Genomic DNA, 17,100 nt, shown 5'->3' with positions numbered 1-17,100 from the left:
CAACAATCCTTTCTATTTTTTGTGTAATATGTAATAATTCATGAGACAACTGTTTAAAAATGAGGTGGAAGACCGTGGAACGTTTACAAAAAGTTATTGCTCATAGTGGTGTAGCTTCAAGAAGAAAAGCAGAGCAATTAATAATAGAAGGCAAAGTGAAAGTGAATGGAGAGAAAGTTACAGAGTTAGGAACAAAAGTTACAGGCACAGATAAAATTGAGGTCGCTGGAGTGCAAATAGAAAGAGAAAATAAAGTTTATTATTTGCTTTACAAACCAAGAGGAGTTATTTCTGCTGTCAGTGATGATAAAAAGCGGAAAGTGGTAACAGATTTCTTACAAGGGATTGATGAAAGGATTTACCCAGTCGGGCGTTTAGACTATGACACATCAGGCATACTTTTAATGACGAATGATGGTGAATTTGCAAATTTATTAATGCACCCAAGTAATGAAATAGATAAAACATATGTAGCGAGATTAAAAGGAATTCCGAATAAGGGCACGCTGAGACAATTGGAAAAAGGCATAAAGTTGGAAGATGGTATGACGGCTCCTGCTAAAGTAAAAATGTTAAGCAGTGATAAAAGACAAAATAAGTCCATCGTGGAGATTACCATCCATGAAGGTCGTAACCGCCAAGTGAGAAGAATGTTTGAAGCGATTGGCTATCCTGTCCAGAAACTTAAAAGAGAAAGGTTTGCATTTTTAACACTACATGGATTAAATGCAGGGGAAGCGAGAGAATTAACTCCCCATGAGGTAAAGCAGTTAAGAACCCTTGCAGAAACTGGTAGTTTACGATAAGGGAAAAGTGTCACACTTCATTCAAATTATAAAGGCTATATAGATTTTCAATAGTGTTATAATGGGAAGGGAATTTTAACGAAAGGTAAAGGTGACTCGTATAGGGTCGACAATGACCTCGGGCCCCCTTAGCCGCTAGAACTAGATTTGGCTTAGTTCTACTCAAACCATTCCCTGCATTTTATTATTAAGTTGAATAACAGGAAACCTTTGCAGGGACTGAGCTCATAAGTAGATTATATTATCTTATGAAATCAGGCCCTTTGCTAATGTTAAGGACAATTAAATAATTAGGGCTTTAGGATATCTCTACATAGGAGGACAAGAAATGAACAAAAAGAAACGTAGACTCCTGATGCGCACAATAATTTTAGTCGTACTAGCTTCTGCAGTTTCTTATACGCTATATGCTAATTTTACGAAAGAGGCGCGCGGGAAAATAACTGAAGGGGATCAAGCCCCTAATTTTGTACTGCAAGACATGGATGGAAATAAGCATCAATTATCGGATTACGAGGGAAAAGGCGTATTTTTAAATTTCTGGGGTACTTGGTGTAAACCATGTGAAAAAGAAATGCCGTACATGGAAAATCAATATAGCAAATATAAAGATCAAGGTGTGCAGATTTTAGCCGTTAACGTAGGGGAATCAGATTTTTTAATAAATAAGTTTGTCTCAGAACATGGACTAACATTCCCAATACTTGTAGATGAGGAAAAGGATGTTCAACATGCTTACGGGATTGACCCACTTCCTACTACAATACTAATTAATCCAGAAGGAAAAGTAGAAAAAGTGATCACAGGAACAATGACAGAAAAAGATATTCAACAACATTTGGAAAGCATCAAACCGCAATAAGAAAAGCGGAAGCGGCTTGTTTAGCCCTGACAAGCATAAGACGAGTATCCCAGAAAGGCGTTTTTCACCTTTGGGGGATGGTTGGCTTATGCCCTCGAGGGGCTTAGCCACTGGAGCTAGACAAAAAGAAAAGCAGAAGCGGTTTGTCTAGGGGCGACAAGCTTTTCCTGGAAAAGCCCTCGAGCCTCTAACCGCTGAAACTGGACAAAAGAAAAGCAAAAGCGGTTTGCTAAGAGTTACTAGCCGTTGAAACTACAAGAGGAGTTTTACCATGAAAGAAATAATAAAGTGCGAATGCGGCCACGTAAACCCCCACGGTACCATTTTGTGTGAGTCATGTGGACGTGCTTTAACGGAAAAAGCAAAAAAAGATACTTTACATGATATGCGATATGAAGGAAGTGCTAGGCGATCACAGACGTATAATAAGTCAATTGTGGATAAAGTATGGAACTTCTTCTCGTCTGTTAAAGTAGGAGTATGGTTAATAGTGGTAACATTAATTGCTTCAGCCGTGGGTACAATCTTACCCCAAGAAATGTACATACCTGGTGCAGTGCCTGCTGAAGAGTATTATAAAGATGTCTACGGGTCATTTGGGAACCTTTATTATCAATTAGGTTTCCATGATTTATACAGCTCATGGTGGTATCTGCTGTTAGTAGCCTCAATCGGTGTTTCACTCGTCATTTGTAGTTTGGACAGAGTGGTACCACTTTATCGGGCTCTGAAGAAGCAACGTGTTTCAAGACATGAAGGTTTTTTAAAACGTCAACGTTTATCCGGTGTAACAGAAATAAATAATGTTGATGAAAGCATGGAAATAGTAAAGAAAAGGCTCAAAGAGAAGCGCTATAATATTCGGGAAGAAGATGGAAATATTTTAGCGGAAAAAAATAGATTTTCTCGCTGGGGTCCGTATGTTAACCACATCGGGTTAATTATTTTCCTAATCGGTGGTATGCTCCGCTTCGTTCCCGGAATGTATGTTGATAAAGTTCTTTGGATCAGAGAGGGGGAAACCCAGGTTATTCCAGGGACAGATCAGCAGTATTACCTGGAAAATAAAGAGTTTACACTCGAAACATATGATAAAGAAAATGATAAAGAGGTTTTTGACCAAGCGATAGATAATAACGGTACAATTGCGAAAAACTTTCAATCGGATGTAATCCTCTATAAAAAGCAAAAACAAGAAATACCTGGGGAAGAAGAAAAGTTAGATGAAGTAAAGGAAGAGGAGATACAGGTTAACGAGCCACTAAAGTTTGATAACTTTGCTGTCTATCAAACAAGTTATAAACTAGATGAATTTAAGTCCATGTCTTTTACACTAGAAAATAAAGAGACAGGGAAAGAATTCGGAAAGATAACCGTTGACTTATTTGATCCGCAAGAAAAATATGAATTAGAAGATGGTCACTCCATAGAATTGATGGGGTACTACCCTGACTTTTCCGGCTTTGATGACAAAGGAGAACCACAAACAGACTCTCCTGTACCAGATAATCCTGCATTTCTATTTAAAATGATTTCTCCTGAAAAGCCAGAAGGGGAAGTTAGTTTTGTTGGAATTAAAAAGAATTTGGAACCACTAGGTGATAATGTATATAAAATGTCATTCGCTGGAATTGATACTCGGGATGTATCTGCGTTAACAATTCGTAAAGATTTAACACTATGGATCCTTGGTATTGGTGGGACAATCTTCATGATTGGAGTTGTTCAAGGAGCATACTGGAATCACCGTAGAATATGGCTCCGTCGCAAAGAAAATGGAGTATTAGTGGCCGGGCATACAAATAAGAACTGGCACGGATTGAAAAAAGATATTCAATATGTTCTGGAAGGAACAATGATTAATGAACCTATAGACCATCAACAAAAGAATAGTGAGGAGGAATCTAAGTGAGTGGACTTGCAGAATGGAGCGGTAATTTGCTCTATATAGCATTTATTTTATATTTGGTCGCCACGTTGTTTTTCGGTGGATCGATTCGCTCTAAGAAAACAAAAGAAACGAACCAAAGCAAATGGGGGAAAATAGGTATTTTTCTAACCATTATAGGGTTTGCGGCACAATTAGGATATTTCATTACACGGTGGATTGCTTCAGGACATGCACCTGTTAGTAATCTATTTGAATTCACAACATTTTTCGGTATGATGCTTGTCGCAGCGTTTATCATAATCTATTTTATGTATCGATTAACTGTTCTTGGCGTGTTTGCTTTACCAATCGCGTTACTAATCATTGCTTATGCAAGTATGTTTCCAAAAGAAATCAGTCCATTGATTCCGGCACTTCAAAGTGATTGGTTGAAAATACACGTTTCAACGGTAGCCGCCGGGGAAGCTATATTATCGATAAGCTTTGTTGCCGGGTTAATTTACCTGTTAAAGCACGTAGATCACACAAAACGTTCCAAGCAATCTTTTTGGCTTGAAACAATTATATATTCTCTAGTTGTTGTTGCAGGTTTTGTTATTGCATCATCGACATTTGCTATTCAAGGATACGAAGCAACATTCCAATATGTTGATCAACAAGAAGCGGAAGCAATAGCGGAGTATACAATGCCAGCTATCGTGGGTCCTAATGAAGGGGTACTTCAAACGGACGGTGTAATGGAGCCATTTGTTGAAGTTCCGAGCGTTATTAATGCAAAAAAACTAAATACCGTTATTTGGTCTTTTGCTATAGGAACTGTTCTTTACTGGGTTCTCCGCCTTATTTTCAGGAAACGTCTTGCTCATAAACTCCAACCTGCAGTAAACAAGGTGAATCTTGACTTAATGGATGAAATTGGGTATCGTTCAGTATTAATTGGATTCCCTGTTTTTACACTTGGTGGGCTTGTTTTTGCAATGATCTGGGCTCAAATAGCTTGGACAAGATTCTGGGGATGGGATCCTAAAGAAGTATGGGCACTTGTAACATTCCTTTTCTATGCAGCGTTTATGCATTTACGGCTATCGAAAGGGTGGCACGGAGAAAAGTCAGCGTGGCTAGCAGTAGTTGGATTTGTTATTATTATGTTCAATTTAGTTGCTGTTAACTTAATTATTGCTGGTTTACATTCCTATGCTTAATATCATAAAATAATCAAAAGGGCTGACGATAGAAAGGGAAATACTACCTTTTGAGTCAGCCATTTTTTCTATAAGTCGAGGCGCGAAAAACTCAGGGAACAGCCAGTCAGATTTTGGAAGCATTTTAATTGCTAACTAATATGTAGGGGGAAATAAATATGGAACCTGTAGGGAAAATCTTAGTGGTAGATGATGAAGAGAGAATTAGAAGATTATTAAAAATGTATCTAGAAAGAGAAAATTACATTATTGATGAAGCAGAAAATGGTGAGCAGGCATTAGAATTGGCTTTAGAAAATGATTACGATTGTATTCTATTAGACTTAATGATGCCCGGAATGGATGGCATAGAGGTCTGTAAAAATTTACGAGAAAAGAAAGCTACTCCAGTTATTATGTTAACGGCAAAAGGTGAAGAAGCAAATAGGGTCCAAGGATTTGAAGTTGGTACTGATGACTACATTGTTAAACCCTTTTCTCCTCGAGAAGTAGTGTTACGGGTAAAGGCTCTTTTAAGAAGGTCTTCTACTACAAGTTTTTTACATACAGATACAAAAGCAAAAGATTTAATTGTATACCCTCATTTAACAATTGATAATGATGCACATAGAGTAACAGCTGACGGTGTAGATGTAAATTTAACTCCGAAGGAATATGAATTACTATACTTCTTGGCCAAAGCACCAGATAAAGTGTTTGATAGAGAACACTTGCTTAAAGAAGTTTGGCACTATGAGTTCTTCGGTGATTTACGGACAGTTGATACACATGTAAAGCGACTTCGTGAAAAGTTGAATAAGGTGTCAGAAAATGCTGCAAAAATGATTATTACAGTTTGGGGTGTCGGCTATAAATTTGAGGTTACGAATGAATGAGACTATGGAGAAGCGTTGTAGGAAAACTATGGCTGACGATTCTTTTATTAGTGTCGTTTGTTCTATTCATTCTCACTATTCTACAACTTGAATTTTTCCAAAATTATCATGTAGAAGTAGTCGAAAATGAATTGACAGATACAGCGAAAAAAGTAGCGAAAATAGTAGAAAACCATGAAAATCTTGATTTAGGTATAGAAGTTGGGAAAGAAATTATTGATGAGCCAGTAAATATTGTAATAGTTATGGACGACAGTAAAAAAGTATATTCACAGAACAGTGGAAGCATGCATCGTGATATCAAGGAAAAAATTGAAACGAATAAAGAACTCCAATCGGTACGGACAAAAAGGAAAACAGTCAAAATGGAAATGGAGTTTCCAGAGCAGGACACAACGAATCGGTACGAAAATATCATAATTGTTGGAACTCCCTTAGCAGTAGGTGAAAACCAGCATGGTGCAGTTTATTTGTATCAGTCATTAGGAGTTATAAAGGATACAACGCAACAAACAACAAAGCTAATCTTATTAGCTGCGGGTATTGCCATTGTGTTAACTACCATTTTTGCCTTTTTCCTATCTACAAGGATTACAAGTCCCTTGCGTAAAATGCGAGAGGCTGCTTTTGAAGTCGCAAGAGGAAAATTTGATACAAAGGTGCCGATATTAACAAAAGATGAAATCGGAGAGTTAGCGATTGCTTTTAATCAGATGGGGAAACAACTAAACTTCCACATCAATGCACTTAGTCAAGAAAAAGAACAGCTTTCAAGCATATTAAGTAGTATGGCAGATGGTGTTATTACTTTCAACAGAGACGGAACTATACTTATTACCAATCCACCAGCAGATAGGTTTTTACAACAGTGGTATTATCAGCAGGAAGGTAGTAGTGAGGTAGCAATCCCAACAACGGTTAAAGACTTACTGCAACGTGTTATTATGACGGAGACGGAGCAAACGGGGGAATTAGATCTTCAAGGGCGATCCTACGTTGTTATAATAAGTCCTCTGTATAATAATGATAATGTCAGGGGTGCAGTAGCGGTACTGAGGGATATGACAGAAGAAAGAAGATTGGATAAACTTAGGAATGATTTTATTGCAAACGTTTCACATGAACTTCGAACACCAATATCAATGCTTCAGGGATACAGTGAGGCAATAGTTGATGATATTGCTGCATCGGAGGAAGAGAAGAAAGAGATTGCCAAAATTATTTATGATGAATCGCTTCGTATGGGAAGACTTGTAAACGATTTGTTAGATTTAGCTAGAATGGAAGCCGGACATATTACGCTAAACAAGGACGTTGTCACGCTCGTTCCTTTTGCGGAGAGAGTGACAAATAAGTTTCAAGGACTAGCTAAAGAAAAAAACGTATCGTTATACTTTGAGAGTTCAGTAGAAATAAATGAAAAATTGATAATGGATCCCGATCGAATTGAGCAAGTACTAACAAACTTAGTAGATAATGCACTTCGTCATACTCCAGCAGGTGGAGAAGTGAAAGTTATGTTAAAACAAGCAATGAATGGATTTGTTTTTTATGTTCAAGATACTGGATCTGGTATTCCAGAGGAGGATTTACCATTTGTTTTTGAACGATTCTATAAAGCGGATAAAGCAAGGACAAGAGGAAAATCGGGAACAGGACTAGGTCTTTCCATTGCTAAAAATATGATAGAAGCTCATAAAGGTCATATTCAAGTGCAAAGCAAGGAGAACCAAGGAACAACATTTACGTTCTTTTTGCCTCAATAATCGCCACAAGTCGCGAAGATTCTTCGTTGTTCGATTCAACATTGAGGAAATTGGCGATAATTCTTGTTACATGAGAAACAGTACAGAAAATAGCAGCCGACCAAAAGGAAGTAACCCCCTTTTGATCGGCCTTTTGTCTATGGAATGATTTTTCTCTTTTAGATAGCTGTTTTGGAAAATGTTTATGTTAAGCTATAGAAGCTAGAGTTCATTCTTACTAAAATAGATAGAGAGAATGTATTCTTATTATTCGAAATGTTAATTTGTGGTATTCATGTGTTTTAATAAACGCTATTTTCTAAAGGCTCTTTTCTCATAGATTGTTGTTTTTGCTTATGAATTCTGCCCGTTGATTTCCGCTACAGGCACTTGCTTTCCGTGGGGAGGAATGGGAGCCTCCTCAGGCTTCGCCTGTGGGGTCTCCCACTTCCCTCTCTTCCCACAGGAGTCAAGTGCCCTCCGCTCCAATCAACTCAGTGAGGTAAACTTAGTTTTCCGTCAAAAAGCAACAAACTTTACGAAAATAGCCTTTCTAAAAGATTATTGCTTCTAACAACGGTTCATTGCCGATAAACAACAAACTTCACGGAAAGTGCTTTAGTAAAAATACTATATTAATAATATGAAACTTACTTACATGAATTACGACTAATATTTTTGAATGGAAAGGGGGAATAATTTGGACTCCGTTTTTGAGGACTTATACAATAAATACCATCAAGATGTATTTCAATTTTTAATTTATATGGTGAGAAATCGATCGCAAGCAGAAGATTTAGCTCAAGAAGTTTATATTCGTGTATTGAAATCCTATCAACATTTTGAAGGGAAAAGCTCAGAAAAGACCTGGTTATTTTCCATTGCCAAAAATGTTGCGATTGATCATTTTCGTAAACAAAAGAATTGGAAGAATAGGATAGCCGAAAAATTTGATTGGAACCGACAAGACTTAAAGACAGAAGAAGCTCTTCCAGAGGAAATTGCATTAGCAAATGAGGAAGTCTGGTTACTATACGATTGTTTAAAAAAGTGTTCTACTGATTATAGACTGGTGATTATCACGAGATACTTGCAGCAACTCAGTATTGTTGAAACTGCCGAAGTGCTTGGGTGGTCAGAAAGCAAAGTGAAAACAACCCAACATCGTGCAATAAAATTATTAAGGAAAGAAATGAGCCGAAGGTTAAGAGGGGAGGATGAAGATGGTGAAAAGGTCCGAGTGGAAAGATCATGATATTGAGGAGTTATTAAAAAAGCTTCCGAAAGTGAAAGACAAACAAACTCCACAGGAAATATATGCAAGTATTGAGCGGAAAAAACATAAAAATAAAGTGTATAGAACACGATGGATTACAGCACTATCAACGGTTACAGTACTATTTATCCTTGTTCTCTTATCGCCAGCCCTTTTTTCTAACTTAGATCAATTCCCTCTTGAAAAAGGTATGGAAGGTAACCGTGGGAATTCTTCGGAGGCTCAGGAACAGAGTAGTGAAGCGGTTCAATCTTCAAATGAAAAAAATAATTATTCTTTCTCTGAAAATTCAGAGGAGAGAAGACAATTTGCAACGTTTGATAAAAAGCAAGAGAGAATACAACGAAATTCTGTTTATGAGGAAGATCTAGTAAATCAACAACTTCTTACCTATGGTCTTGTCACAAACGACGCCATCACAGTACCGGTAAGTGTTCTTGTTCCAGAGTCAGCTTCTAACGACTGGCTAGAGGAATATAAAAAGGTTTCAACTCGACTACCAGAACAGAAATGGGGATTTGACGACTACTATCCCTTACAAGGGAACATGGAATGGGACTCTAAGCGTAATGAAATAGTGTACGAATTACCTAATGACAATCCTTATAGCGGAAGTAGTGCGAGTGAGTATGCATTTATTTATGCATTACAATATTCCTTTGAAAATCAAAATATCAATAATATCCGTTTGGTTACAGAAGATGGCGACACACCAATTTTTAGTCAAGTGGGAGAATTATCAGAATTAAATTTAGATCTGAAGAAAGGGACTTCGTTCTATATTTACTCCCCAACTGATAGTAATCGTTATTTTGTACCAAAAGAAGAAGCCTTTTCGACGATATCAAAAGCCATTGACAGCATGAAAGTAGCGCCGGCTGATTATTTTCAAGCTGTTATTCCAGAAGGTGTTAATATGAGTGTTGAGCAAAAGGGAAAGGATGTAGTTATAGTAACTAGTTTAAACGAGCTGGATCTGACTCAATATAAAAATCAAACAATAATGGAGTTAATAGAAGGGATATTATTAACTGCAAAGAGCTTTGGGTATAAATATGTTGAATTTAAAAATATCAAACAATCAAAGTGGAATAGGTTTGATTTTAGCGCTCCAATCAAGACACCTATCAGTCCAAATAAAAAAATTCTTCAATAGGAAAGTACTCAAAGAGGCTCTAAATGAGATTGATTTATCTTGTTTAGAGCTTTTTTTATTGAAGGAGCTTTTCTTATAGAGTGTTGTCTTTATTTATGAATTTTGCCCGTTGATTTCCGCTACAAGCACTGGGCTCGTGCGGGATCTCCCACTTCCCTCTCTTCCCGCAGGAGTCAAGCGCCCTCCGCTCCAATCAACCCAGTAGATCTAACATAGTTTTTAGCTAAAAAACAACAAACTTTATGCAAAACAGCCTTATTGAAAGAGTTGCTCCATTTCTGTTTTTCTTTGAATATTTACTTTAATTTTAGAGATACTATCGAAAGGAATATTTGGTGGATTTAGGAATTATCCATTTTGCAATATTGATTTCTTTTCTGCTTAAGGAAATCTTATTGCTTATTATTGTGCGGTGAGTGGAGGTAGATAATGGTTCTATCATAGTATAAGTCTACATACTGTTTTAACGGGGGTTAAATTTAAATAAATAATAGCGGTGGATAATCTGTTTAATTTTAGAAATGAGAGATATCAAGGAGGAAAACGATGATTTTTGATTATGTTAGACGTTTTTTAATTGTGTTTATTTTAGCATTGTGTGTCAGTTTTCTGATACTTAGTGGGCGTCAGGCTAAGGCAGAAGTCCATGATATTAGCCAAATAACGGAATCGTGGATATTTCCAGTTGAAGGGTATATAACAGATGCATTTGGGACAAGATCTGGCCACCATAAAGGTATTGATATAGGGGGAGAAGTGGGAAGTCCGGTTTACTCGGTGGATGAAGGAGTCATAAAAAAATCCTATTATTCCGATTCTTATGGTAATGTAGTTTTTGTACAACATCCGAGCGGCTACGAGACAGTCTATGCACATTTACATAATCGACAAGTTACAAAGGGACAAGCTGTTAGGAAAGGAGAACAGATTGGTTCACTAGGAAATACAGGGAGATCTACCGGAGCCCACTTGCATTTTGAAATACATAATGGTGAATGGAATATAACAAAAGATCATGCTGTTGATCCATTTAATGTATATGGGGATGGAGAAATTGGACAAGTCGTTGTTGCGCTAGAACATGATCCCTATAAAGCAGTAGAAATGACAGCACCTGTTAATGCTCCATTAAAAGAAGAAAATTCGAAGCAATCAAAACAAATGTCAAGGGTACATACTGTTAAAGAAAAAGAAACGCTCTGGTCAATAGCACAATTGTATAATATCTCAGTAGAAGATCTGAAGGAAAAAAATAATATAAGTAATTCTACTATAGTAGTAAATGATGTTTTGTCGATTCCAAAAGATTCAAAAATGGAATACGTCGTAAAAAAAGGTGATACATTGACTTCTATTGCGAAAAATAACAACGTTACCCTTTCTTCGTTACTAGAATGGAATGGATTGACTAGTAAACAAAATATTTTTCCTGAACAAGTACTAGTAGTGTATAAAAATTAATACTAATTCCACTAAAAACCTTAGGGTATAAATTAATGGTGCAGTAGTTAGCAGGACTGTACCGTACCTTTCTCTAAATGAGCTTGCTCTCTTCGAAAAAATGTCTTGGATTCGAAACAATTTCCTTTTCAAACTGTTATTCTTTTTGTATAATATAGTTGTAATTAAATAAGATTCGTCTTCGGGGCAGGGTGAAATTCCCGACCGGCGGTAATGAAACTATGTTTCTGAGCCCGCGAGCCGATATGCAAGTGGCAGGATTTGGTGCAATTCCAAAGCCGACAGTACAGTCTGGATGGGAGAAGATGAGGGTTTTAGCCAACGTTCAAAAAAAGGGAAACTGAACGTCTATTTGGGTATGCCTTTTACCTCCTAATGATCAGAATTAGGAGTTTTTTTGGGTTCCTTAGGCTAAACTTTCTTCCTTTCGTGAGATGAGTCACAATAGAGGAGAGAGAATGATGAAAAAAATGAACACACGTGCTTTTGTTACAATTGGTATGTTAAGTGCTATTTCTTATGTGTTAATGCTTTTAAACTTCCCTTTACCGCCATTTCCAGGCTTTCTATTGATTGATTTTAGTGATGTACCTGCATTAATCGCTGCGATTACGCTAGGACCACTAGCTGGTGTTTTGGTGGAACTATTGAAAAATATTGTGGATTATGTGTTAACAGGTAGTGATACTGGTGTTCCGGTAGGTCACGTAGCAAACTTTGCAACGGGAGTCCTGTTCATATTGCCAACCTATTATATTTACCGTCACTTCCAAACCAAAAAGGGATTAATAATGGGGTTAATAGCAGGAACTATTATAATGAGCATATTAATGGGAGTATTGAATTATTTCGTATTCTTACCTGCATATAAATATTTTATGAATTTTGATTTGCCTAATGCAATTATTGTGACTGGAATTGTACCTTTTAATATTCTAAAAGGAGTTCTCGTTACAATTGTTTTCTTAATTTTATTCCAAAGACTTCAAAATTGGTTATCTAAGCAATTTTCATTCAATAAAGCATAAAAAAGCGTTTGGCCTAAGGCCAAACGCTTTTTCAGGCTGTTGAGAAAGTTTTTTCTCAACAGCCTTTTTTAGGTCTATATGTACTCCTATCTGTTAACACTGCTAAAAAGAAAAGAAGAAGGAGAGATGCAGTATGATGGGAGCTTTACAGAATCATCGAGATCAAGAGGTAACCGCATCGGTTGAATCCTTAGTTCCAGAGGATCACTTTTTACGTGCCATAGAAGCCACGATTGATTTTTCATTTATTGAAGAAAAGTTACAACCTTATTATTGTGAAGATAATGGAAGGCCCTCCATTCACCCTATTACCCTTTTTAAAATGATGTTTATTGGTTATTTTTATGGCATTCGCTCCGAACGTCAATTAGCGAAAGATATTGGAATGAACCTTGCGTATCGTTGGTTTTTAGGATTGTCTTTATCCGATCAAGTTCCTCACCACTCCACCATCAGTTTTAACCGACGTACTCGCTTCCTTAACACCACGATTTTCGAAGACATCTTTGATGAAATTATCCATCAAGCTGCAGAACAGAAAATGGTAGGAGGGCGTATTTTAACGTCCGACTCCACTCATATCAAAGCAAACGCGAATAAAAATAAATTTATTCGAAAAGCAAAAGAAGAGCGTCCAAAAGAGTACTTAGAAGAATTAGAAGCAGCTGTGACAGAAGATCGTATTCAACACGGAAAAAAGCACTAAAACCAAAGAAGGAAGGCGTTGCCAAAACAAAACAAACGAGAGTGAGTAAAACGGACCCGGAAAGTGGCTTTCTTATGCGCGATGGAAAGCCTAAAGGGTTTTACTATTTAGATCATCGCACGGTAGATGCGAAATATAATATCATTACAGATACGTTTATCACGGCTGGAAATGTGGCAGATTCCGAGCCGTATTTGGCACGCCTTCAAAAGCAAATAGAGAAATTTCAATTTAACGTAGAAGCGATCGCTTTAGACGCTGGTTATTTTAACAACTATATTTGTAAGAAACTTAACGAACAAAGTATTTTCGCGGTGATGGGGTACCGACGCTTTGGAAACCCCAAGAAGAGTCTGCCGAAGCGTAAATTTCATTATGTAGAAGAAAAGGATGTGTATGCTTGTCCAATGGGATGTATTCTTTCTTATTCTACAACAGATCGTGATGGGTATCGTCATTACAAATCCAAAAAGAGTGACTGTGAAGTCTGCCCTCTTCGCTCAGATTGTATGTCTACGAAGCAAAAACAACGCACGATTACACGGCATATCTGGGAAGGATATAAGGAAATCACACGTCAGCATAAACGAACAAACGAAGGAAAACAGTTATATAGGCTTCGCTGTTCTACCATTGAACGGAGTTTTGCCGATGCGAAAGAGCTTCATGGTTATCGGTACGCACGATTTCGAGGGGTGAAGTCTGTCCAAGAGCAGGCATTTATGACCGCTGCTTGCCAAAATATGAAGAAAATAGCCCTCCATCTCATCAAAAAGATGGGATGGAAGGCTATTTTGAAGAATTATCCTTCTATTTCAATCCTTTTTTCCCTGTTTTCTATCAAAAACAGTTCAAGTTGTCGGGAACCTAAAGGGTTTCTCGACACTCTGAAAAAGCGTTTGGCCTTAGGCCAAACGCTTTTTTGCGTTCATTAATTATTCAAACTTTAAAGCATCTCCATCAAAAGGTTCATCCGCCACTTTGATAGAATCTGTAGGACATCCTTCAAAAGCATCGATCATATCATCTTCTAGAACGTCAGGAACTTCGACAGTCCCTTGGTTATCATCAAGGGTAACAAATGCGATTCCTTCATCATCATAATCATAAATGTCAGGAGCAGCCGCTCCACAAGCTCCACATGCAATGCATGTATCTTTATCAACTATTGTATATTTTGGCATAAAAAAACCTCCCGAATTATTATCTATATAACTTATCACTGTAAGTTTCCATATTGTATGAAAGAAAATTACACATATTTTATTGTAAAGGGGAATTCCAAACTTTTCAATAATAATGTACATAGAAAAGCGGAAGCGGCTTGGTCAGCTCGTGAAGAAAATAGGGATTTCCCTCAAAAGGCGTTTTTTGCCTTTAGAGGGAAGTCATCTTTTTCAGAGCAAGTTAGCCACTATATCCTACCACTCAAGCTTTTAACGAATGAAAGAATGCACTCTCTTATAACTTTACCCTTTAAACGAAAAAGAAAACAACGATAATAGTCAATTTCATGGTACAATATTTGACAAATAACGATAATTAAAGGAGCATAAAATGTTGACCTATTTAGAGACCATTTTGTTACATTGTTTGCAGCAAGTAAATGGCGAAAGGTCGGTATATTCTATTTATCATATTCTAAAAGGTAAAAAGTCTTCTCAAACAATCCAGGATTCGCATCTGTTTAAGCTCTCTTCTTATTTTTATAGTTTACCGAATTTACATCGTACATTTTATGATGAGAAAATTGGCGAATTAGTAGAGAAAGGTTATATCTTTATAGCCGATAATGATAGCGGGAAATTAACAGAAGCAGGAGAAGAAGTACTAAATAGTTGTAAGGAAGAAAAGTTTTTTCCTACACATATGGATGGTATTAAGTTTGGTGATAATTCGATTGTTTTTTGGAAACGAACTTCTCTGCTTATACAGGTATTGTCGAATTTAAATCAAGGAGAAAATCACTTTTTTCCAATTCAAAGAGAAAAGGAAATTCAAAATTGGGTAAAGATTTACATCAAAAAAACAGCAGACAGAAAGCTATTATCGAAAAAAATATTTGAAGAGCTTTACAGTATTTTTACCGATAACAATAATAATAAAAAAGGTCCCAAAATTTTTGTTTATAAACTCACTGGATACAAAAATATTGGGGGCACGGATGAACAAATAGCTGTTCATGATGATGCTGATGAAATAGAATATCGGTTTTGTTTTCTTGATATACTTCACTACATACTAGTGAAAATTCAAGAACACACCGAAAAATTCCCTGTCCTTTATTCTATTTCTCAAGATTTACTTGAGACATACGTGCTAACAGATTCTACTAAAAAAACATTATTTTACTTAAAGAAAGGATTTACTATAGATAAAATATCAGCGGTGCGGGGATTGAAAGAAAGTACGATTGAGGATCATATAGTGGAAATTACGTTTACAATTAAAGATTTCCCGATTGAACAATTTATCACACTGCATGAAATGGAGAATGTTACCGAAAGACTTAAACAACTGAAAACGAAAAAACTTAAACCGATAAAAGAAGCCTTTCCACATTTATCTTATTTTCAAATTAGAATGGTATTAGCAAAGAATGGTGAAAAACTATGAATATGAACGAAATACTGAAAAGCAGATTTGGTTATGAAAAATTCCGTACGGGGCAGAAAGAAATCATTCAATCAGTTCTGAGTAATCATGACACCATTGCAATGCTTCCGACTGGAACAGGAAAATCATTATGCTATCAACTGCCGGGTTACCTTATGGAAGGAAATGTATTAATTGTTTCTCCGTTACTTTCACTAATGCAGGATCAGGTGGAACAAATGAAAGTAAATGGTGAAAAAAGGGTCATAGCACTTAATTCCTTTTTACCTTTTAAGGAAAGGCAGTATGCTTTAAGAAATTTACACTACTATAAATTTATCTTTATTTCTCCAGAGATGCTTTGGAACGAAAATATAATAAAGAAATTATCTACATTAAGTATTTCTCTCTATGTCATTGATGAGGCACATTGTATTTCACAGTGGGGACCTGATTTCAGGCCAGATTACATGAAACTAGGGAGAATTAAAGCAGATATAGGAAACCCGGTAACACTTGCTCTTACCGCCACTGCAACAAAGGAAGTAAGAAGTGATATTAAGGGGGTCTTACATATGACAGATTCCCGCGAACATATATACTCAGTAGATCGAAAGAATATTGCAATAGCAGTGAAAAAACATGAAAGCCAGGACGAAAAATTAGAGTCGCTGCTTCAGCTGGTAAGTGATTTAAAAGGACCAGGAATCGTCTATTTTTCAAGCAAAAGAATGGTTGAAGAATCAGTGGATTGGTTGAAGTCTAAAGGAATAGACAAAATTTCGTATTACCATGGGGGAATGGAACAGGAGAAAAGAATTTTAATACAACAGCAATTCCTCTCAGGTCAGCTTGATGTTATTTGTGCTACTAGTGCTTTTGGAATGGGAGTGAATAAAGAAAATATTAAGTATGTTATACACTATCATTTTCCGTCTTCTATGGAGTCTTACCTGCAAGAAATAGGCCGTGCTGGGCGAGATGGAAAGGAAGCCATTTCGATTATTCTTTATGCAGAGCATGATCTTAATCTTCCGCTTCATTTGATAGAGCAAGAGCTACCGACGGATGCTCAAGTGGAAGGGTATTTAAGTTCCTTTACAAAAATGAAGGCAGAGGAGTTAAGTTTCCAACTACAATTAACAGATATACAGCAGCGTTTTCTACAATATTACGCTAGTGAGCTCCAAAAAATAAAAGTTTCTATTAAAGAAATGAAGAAGGAAATAAAACAGATACGGGACAACAGGATTTTACATAAAAAAAAGAAGCTTTCCATAATGAATACTTGGCTAATGACTTCTACGTGTCGAAGAGAAGGAATACTTCGCCATTTTAATGAAAAATTAGATGACAAACCTGAACAATGTTGTGACATATGCGGGATTTCTATGAAACGCTATGAATCAAATCGTAATAATAAAGAAAGAAACCAAGAGGAATGGTTATCATGGGAAAAAAGATTAGAAAAAATTTTACTTGGATAAGAGTGAAACA

The 17,100-nt window shown here is 36.6% G+C and carries 13 protein-coding genes, 1 pseudogene and 1 riboswitch; of the genes and pseudogenes, 13 read left to right on the top strand and 1 reads right to left on the bottom strand.

All coding sequences use genetic code 11. The annotated features are described in order from the left end of the window. Positions 1-74: 74 nt before the first annotated feature. The 11 genes and pseudogenes from ACFSUL_RS02205 to ACFSUL_RS02155 all read left to right on the top strand — a co-directional run. Positions 75-806: a pseudouridine synthase gene (locus tag ACFSUL_RS02205; protein ID WP_377932297.1), complete on the top strand. Its 732-nt coding sequence runs from the start codon at positions 75-77 to the stop codon at positions 804-806. 328 nt (positions 807-1,134) lie between these two features. Next, entirely contained in the window at positions 1,135-1,668 is a 534-nt protein-coding gene (resA, locus tag ACFSUL_RS02200) for a thiol-disulfide oxidoreductase ResA (RefSeq protein WP_071411444.1), read from the top strand. Positions 1,669-1,939: 271 nt separating this feature from the next. Then, positions 1,940-3,580 carry a cytochrome c biogenesis protein ResB gene (gene resB / locus ACFSUL_RS02195; RefSeq protein ID WP_377932295.1) on the top strand — a complete coding sequence of 547 codons (1,641 nt, stop codon included), beginning with the start codon at positions 1,940-1,942 and terminating at the stop codon, positions 3,578-3,580. Then, positions 3,577-4,761, top strand: coding sequence for a c-type cytochrome biogenesis protein CcsB (ccsB, locus tag ACFSUL_RS02190; protein ID WP_071411446.1), 1,185 nt, complete (start codon positions 3,577-3,579; stop codon positions 4,759-4,761). The genes resB and ccsB overlap by 4 nt, the downstream gene beginning before the upstream one ends. A 158-nt stretch (positions 4,762-4,919) precedes the next feature. Then, positions 4,920-5,636, top strand: coding sequence for a response regulator transcription factor (locus ACFSUL_RS02185; RefSeq protein WP_071411447.1), 717 nt, complete (start codon positions 4,920-4,922; stop codon positions 5,634-5,636). Then, positions 5,633-7,402 (top strand): ATP-binding protein, encoded by a 1,770-nt coding sequence (locus ACFSUL_RS02180; RefSeq protein WP_377932292.1) that lies wholly within the window; start codon positions 5,633-5,635, stop codon positions 7,400-7,402. The genes ACFSUL_RS02185 and ACFSUL_RS02180 overlap by 4 nt, the downstream gene beginning before the upstream one ends. 679 nt (positions 7,403-8,081) lie before the next feature. Beyond that, on the top strand, positions 8,082-8,636 hold the full coding sequence (sigX, locus tag ACFSUL_RS02175) for an RNA polymerase sigma factor SigX (protein ID WP_377932290.1): 555 nt from the start codon (positions 8,082-8,084) through the stop codon (positions 8,634-8,636). Further along, the gene (locus tag ACFSUL_RS02170) at positions 8,605-9,813 is read left to right on the top strand and encodes a hypothetical protein (protein WP_377932289.1); all 1,209 of its coding nucleotides are present in this window, start codon (positions 8,605-8,607) and stop codon (positions 9,811-9,813) included. The genes sigX and ACFSUL_RS02170 overlap by 32 nt, the downstream gene beginning before the upstream one ends. A 546-nt stretch (positions 9,814-10,359) precedes the next feature. Continuing rightward, positions 10,360-11,274 (top strand): peptidoglycan DD-metalloendopeptidase family protein, encoded by a 915-nt coding sequence (locus ACFSUL_RS02165; RefSeq protein WP_377932287.1) that lies wholly within the window; start codon positions 10,360-10,362, stop codon positions 11,272-11,274. A gap of 173 nt (positions 11,275-11,447) precedes the next feature. After that, positions 11,448-11,585, top strand: a riboswitch (FMN riboswitch). A gap of 150 nt (positions 11,586-11,735) precedes the next feature. Beyond that, a complete protein-coding gene (locus ACFSUL_RS02160) occupies positions 11,736-12,302 on the top strand; it encodes an ECF transporter S component (RefSeq protein WP_377932285.1) in 567 nt (188 codons plus the stop codon). Between the two features lie 133 nt (positions 12,303-12,435). Further along, positions 12,436-13,807, top strand: a pseudogene (locus ACFSUL_RS02155) (IS1182 family transposase); the annotation flags it as partial. A gap of 136 nt (positions 13,808-13,943) precedes the next feature. On the opposite strand, the gene ACFSUL_RS02150 reads toward ACFSUL_RS02155, so the two are convergent. Further along, positions 13,944-14,192: a ferredoxin gene (locus tag ACFSUL_RS02150; protein ID WP_032087848.1), complete on the bottom strand. Its 249-nt coding sequence runs from the start codon at positions 14,190-14,192 to the stop codon at positions 13,944-13,946. A 373-nt stretch (positions 14,193-14,565) separates the two neighbouring features. Here ACFSUL_RS02150 and ACFSUL_RS02145 point away from each other — a divergent pair, with 373 nt between their 5' ends. Both ACFSUL_RS02145 and ACFSUL_RS02140 read left to right on the top strand, forming a co-directional pair. Continuing rightward, positions 14,566-15,624, top strand: a complete 1,059-nt coding sequence (locus ACFSUL_RS02145; RefSeq protein ID WP_377932282.1) for a helix-turn-helix domain-containing protein — start codon at positions 14,566-14,568, stop codon at positions 15,622-15,624. Then, positions 15,621-17,090, top strand: coding sequence for a RecQ family ATP-dependent DNA helicase (locus tag ACFSUL_RS02140; RefSeq protein WP_377932280.1), 1,470 nt, complete (start codon positions 15,621-15,623; stop codon positions 17,088-17,090). The genes ACFSUL_RS02145 and ACFSUL_RS02140 overlap by 4 nt, the downstream gene beginning before the upstream one ends. The last annotated feature ends 10 nt before the right edge of the window (positions 17,091-17,100 follow it).

This window comes from Bacillus seohaeanensis, assembly GCF_042684945.1.
Lineage (GTDB): Bacteria > Bacillota > Bacilli > Bacillales > Bacillaceae_B > Rossellomorea > Rossellomorea seohaeanensis.
This window is presented reverse-complemented; position numbering and strand designations above follow the sequence as displayed.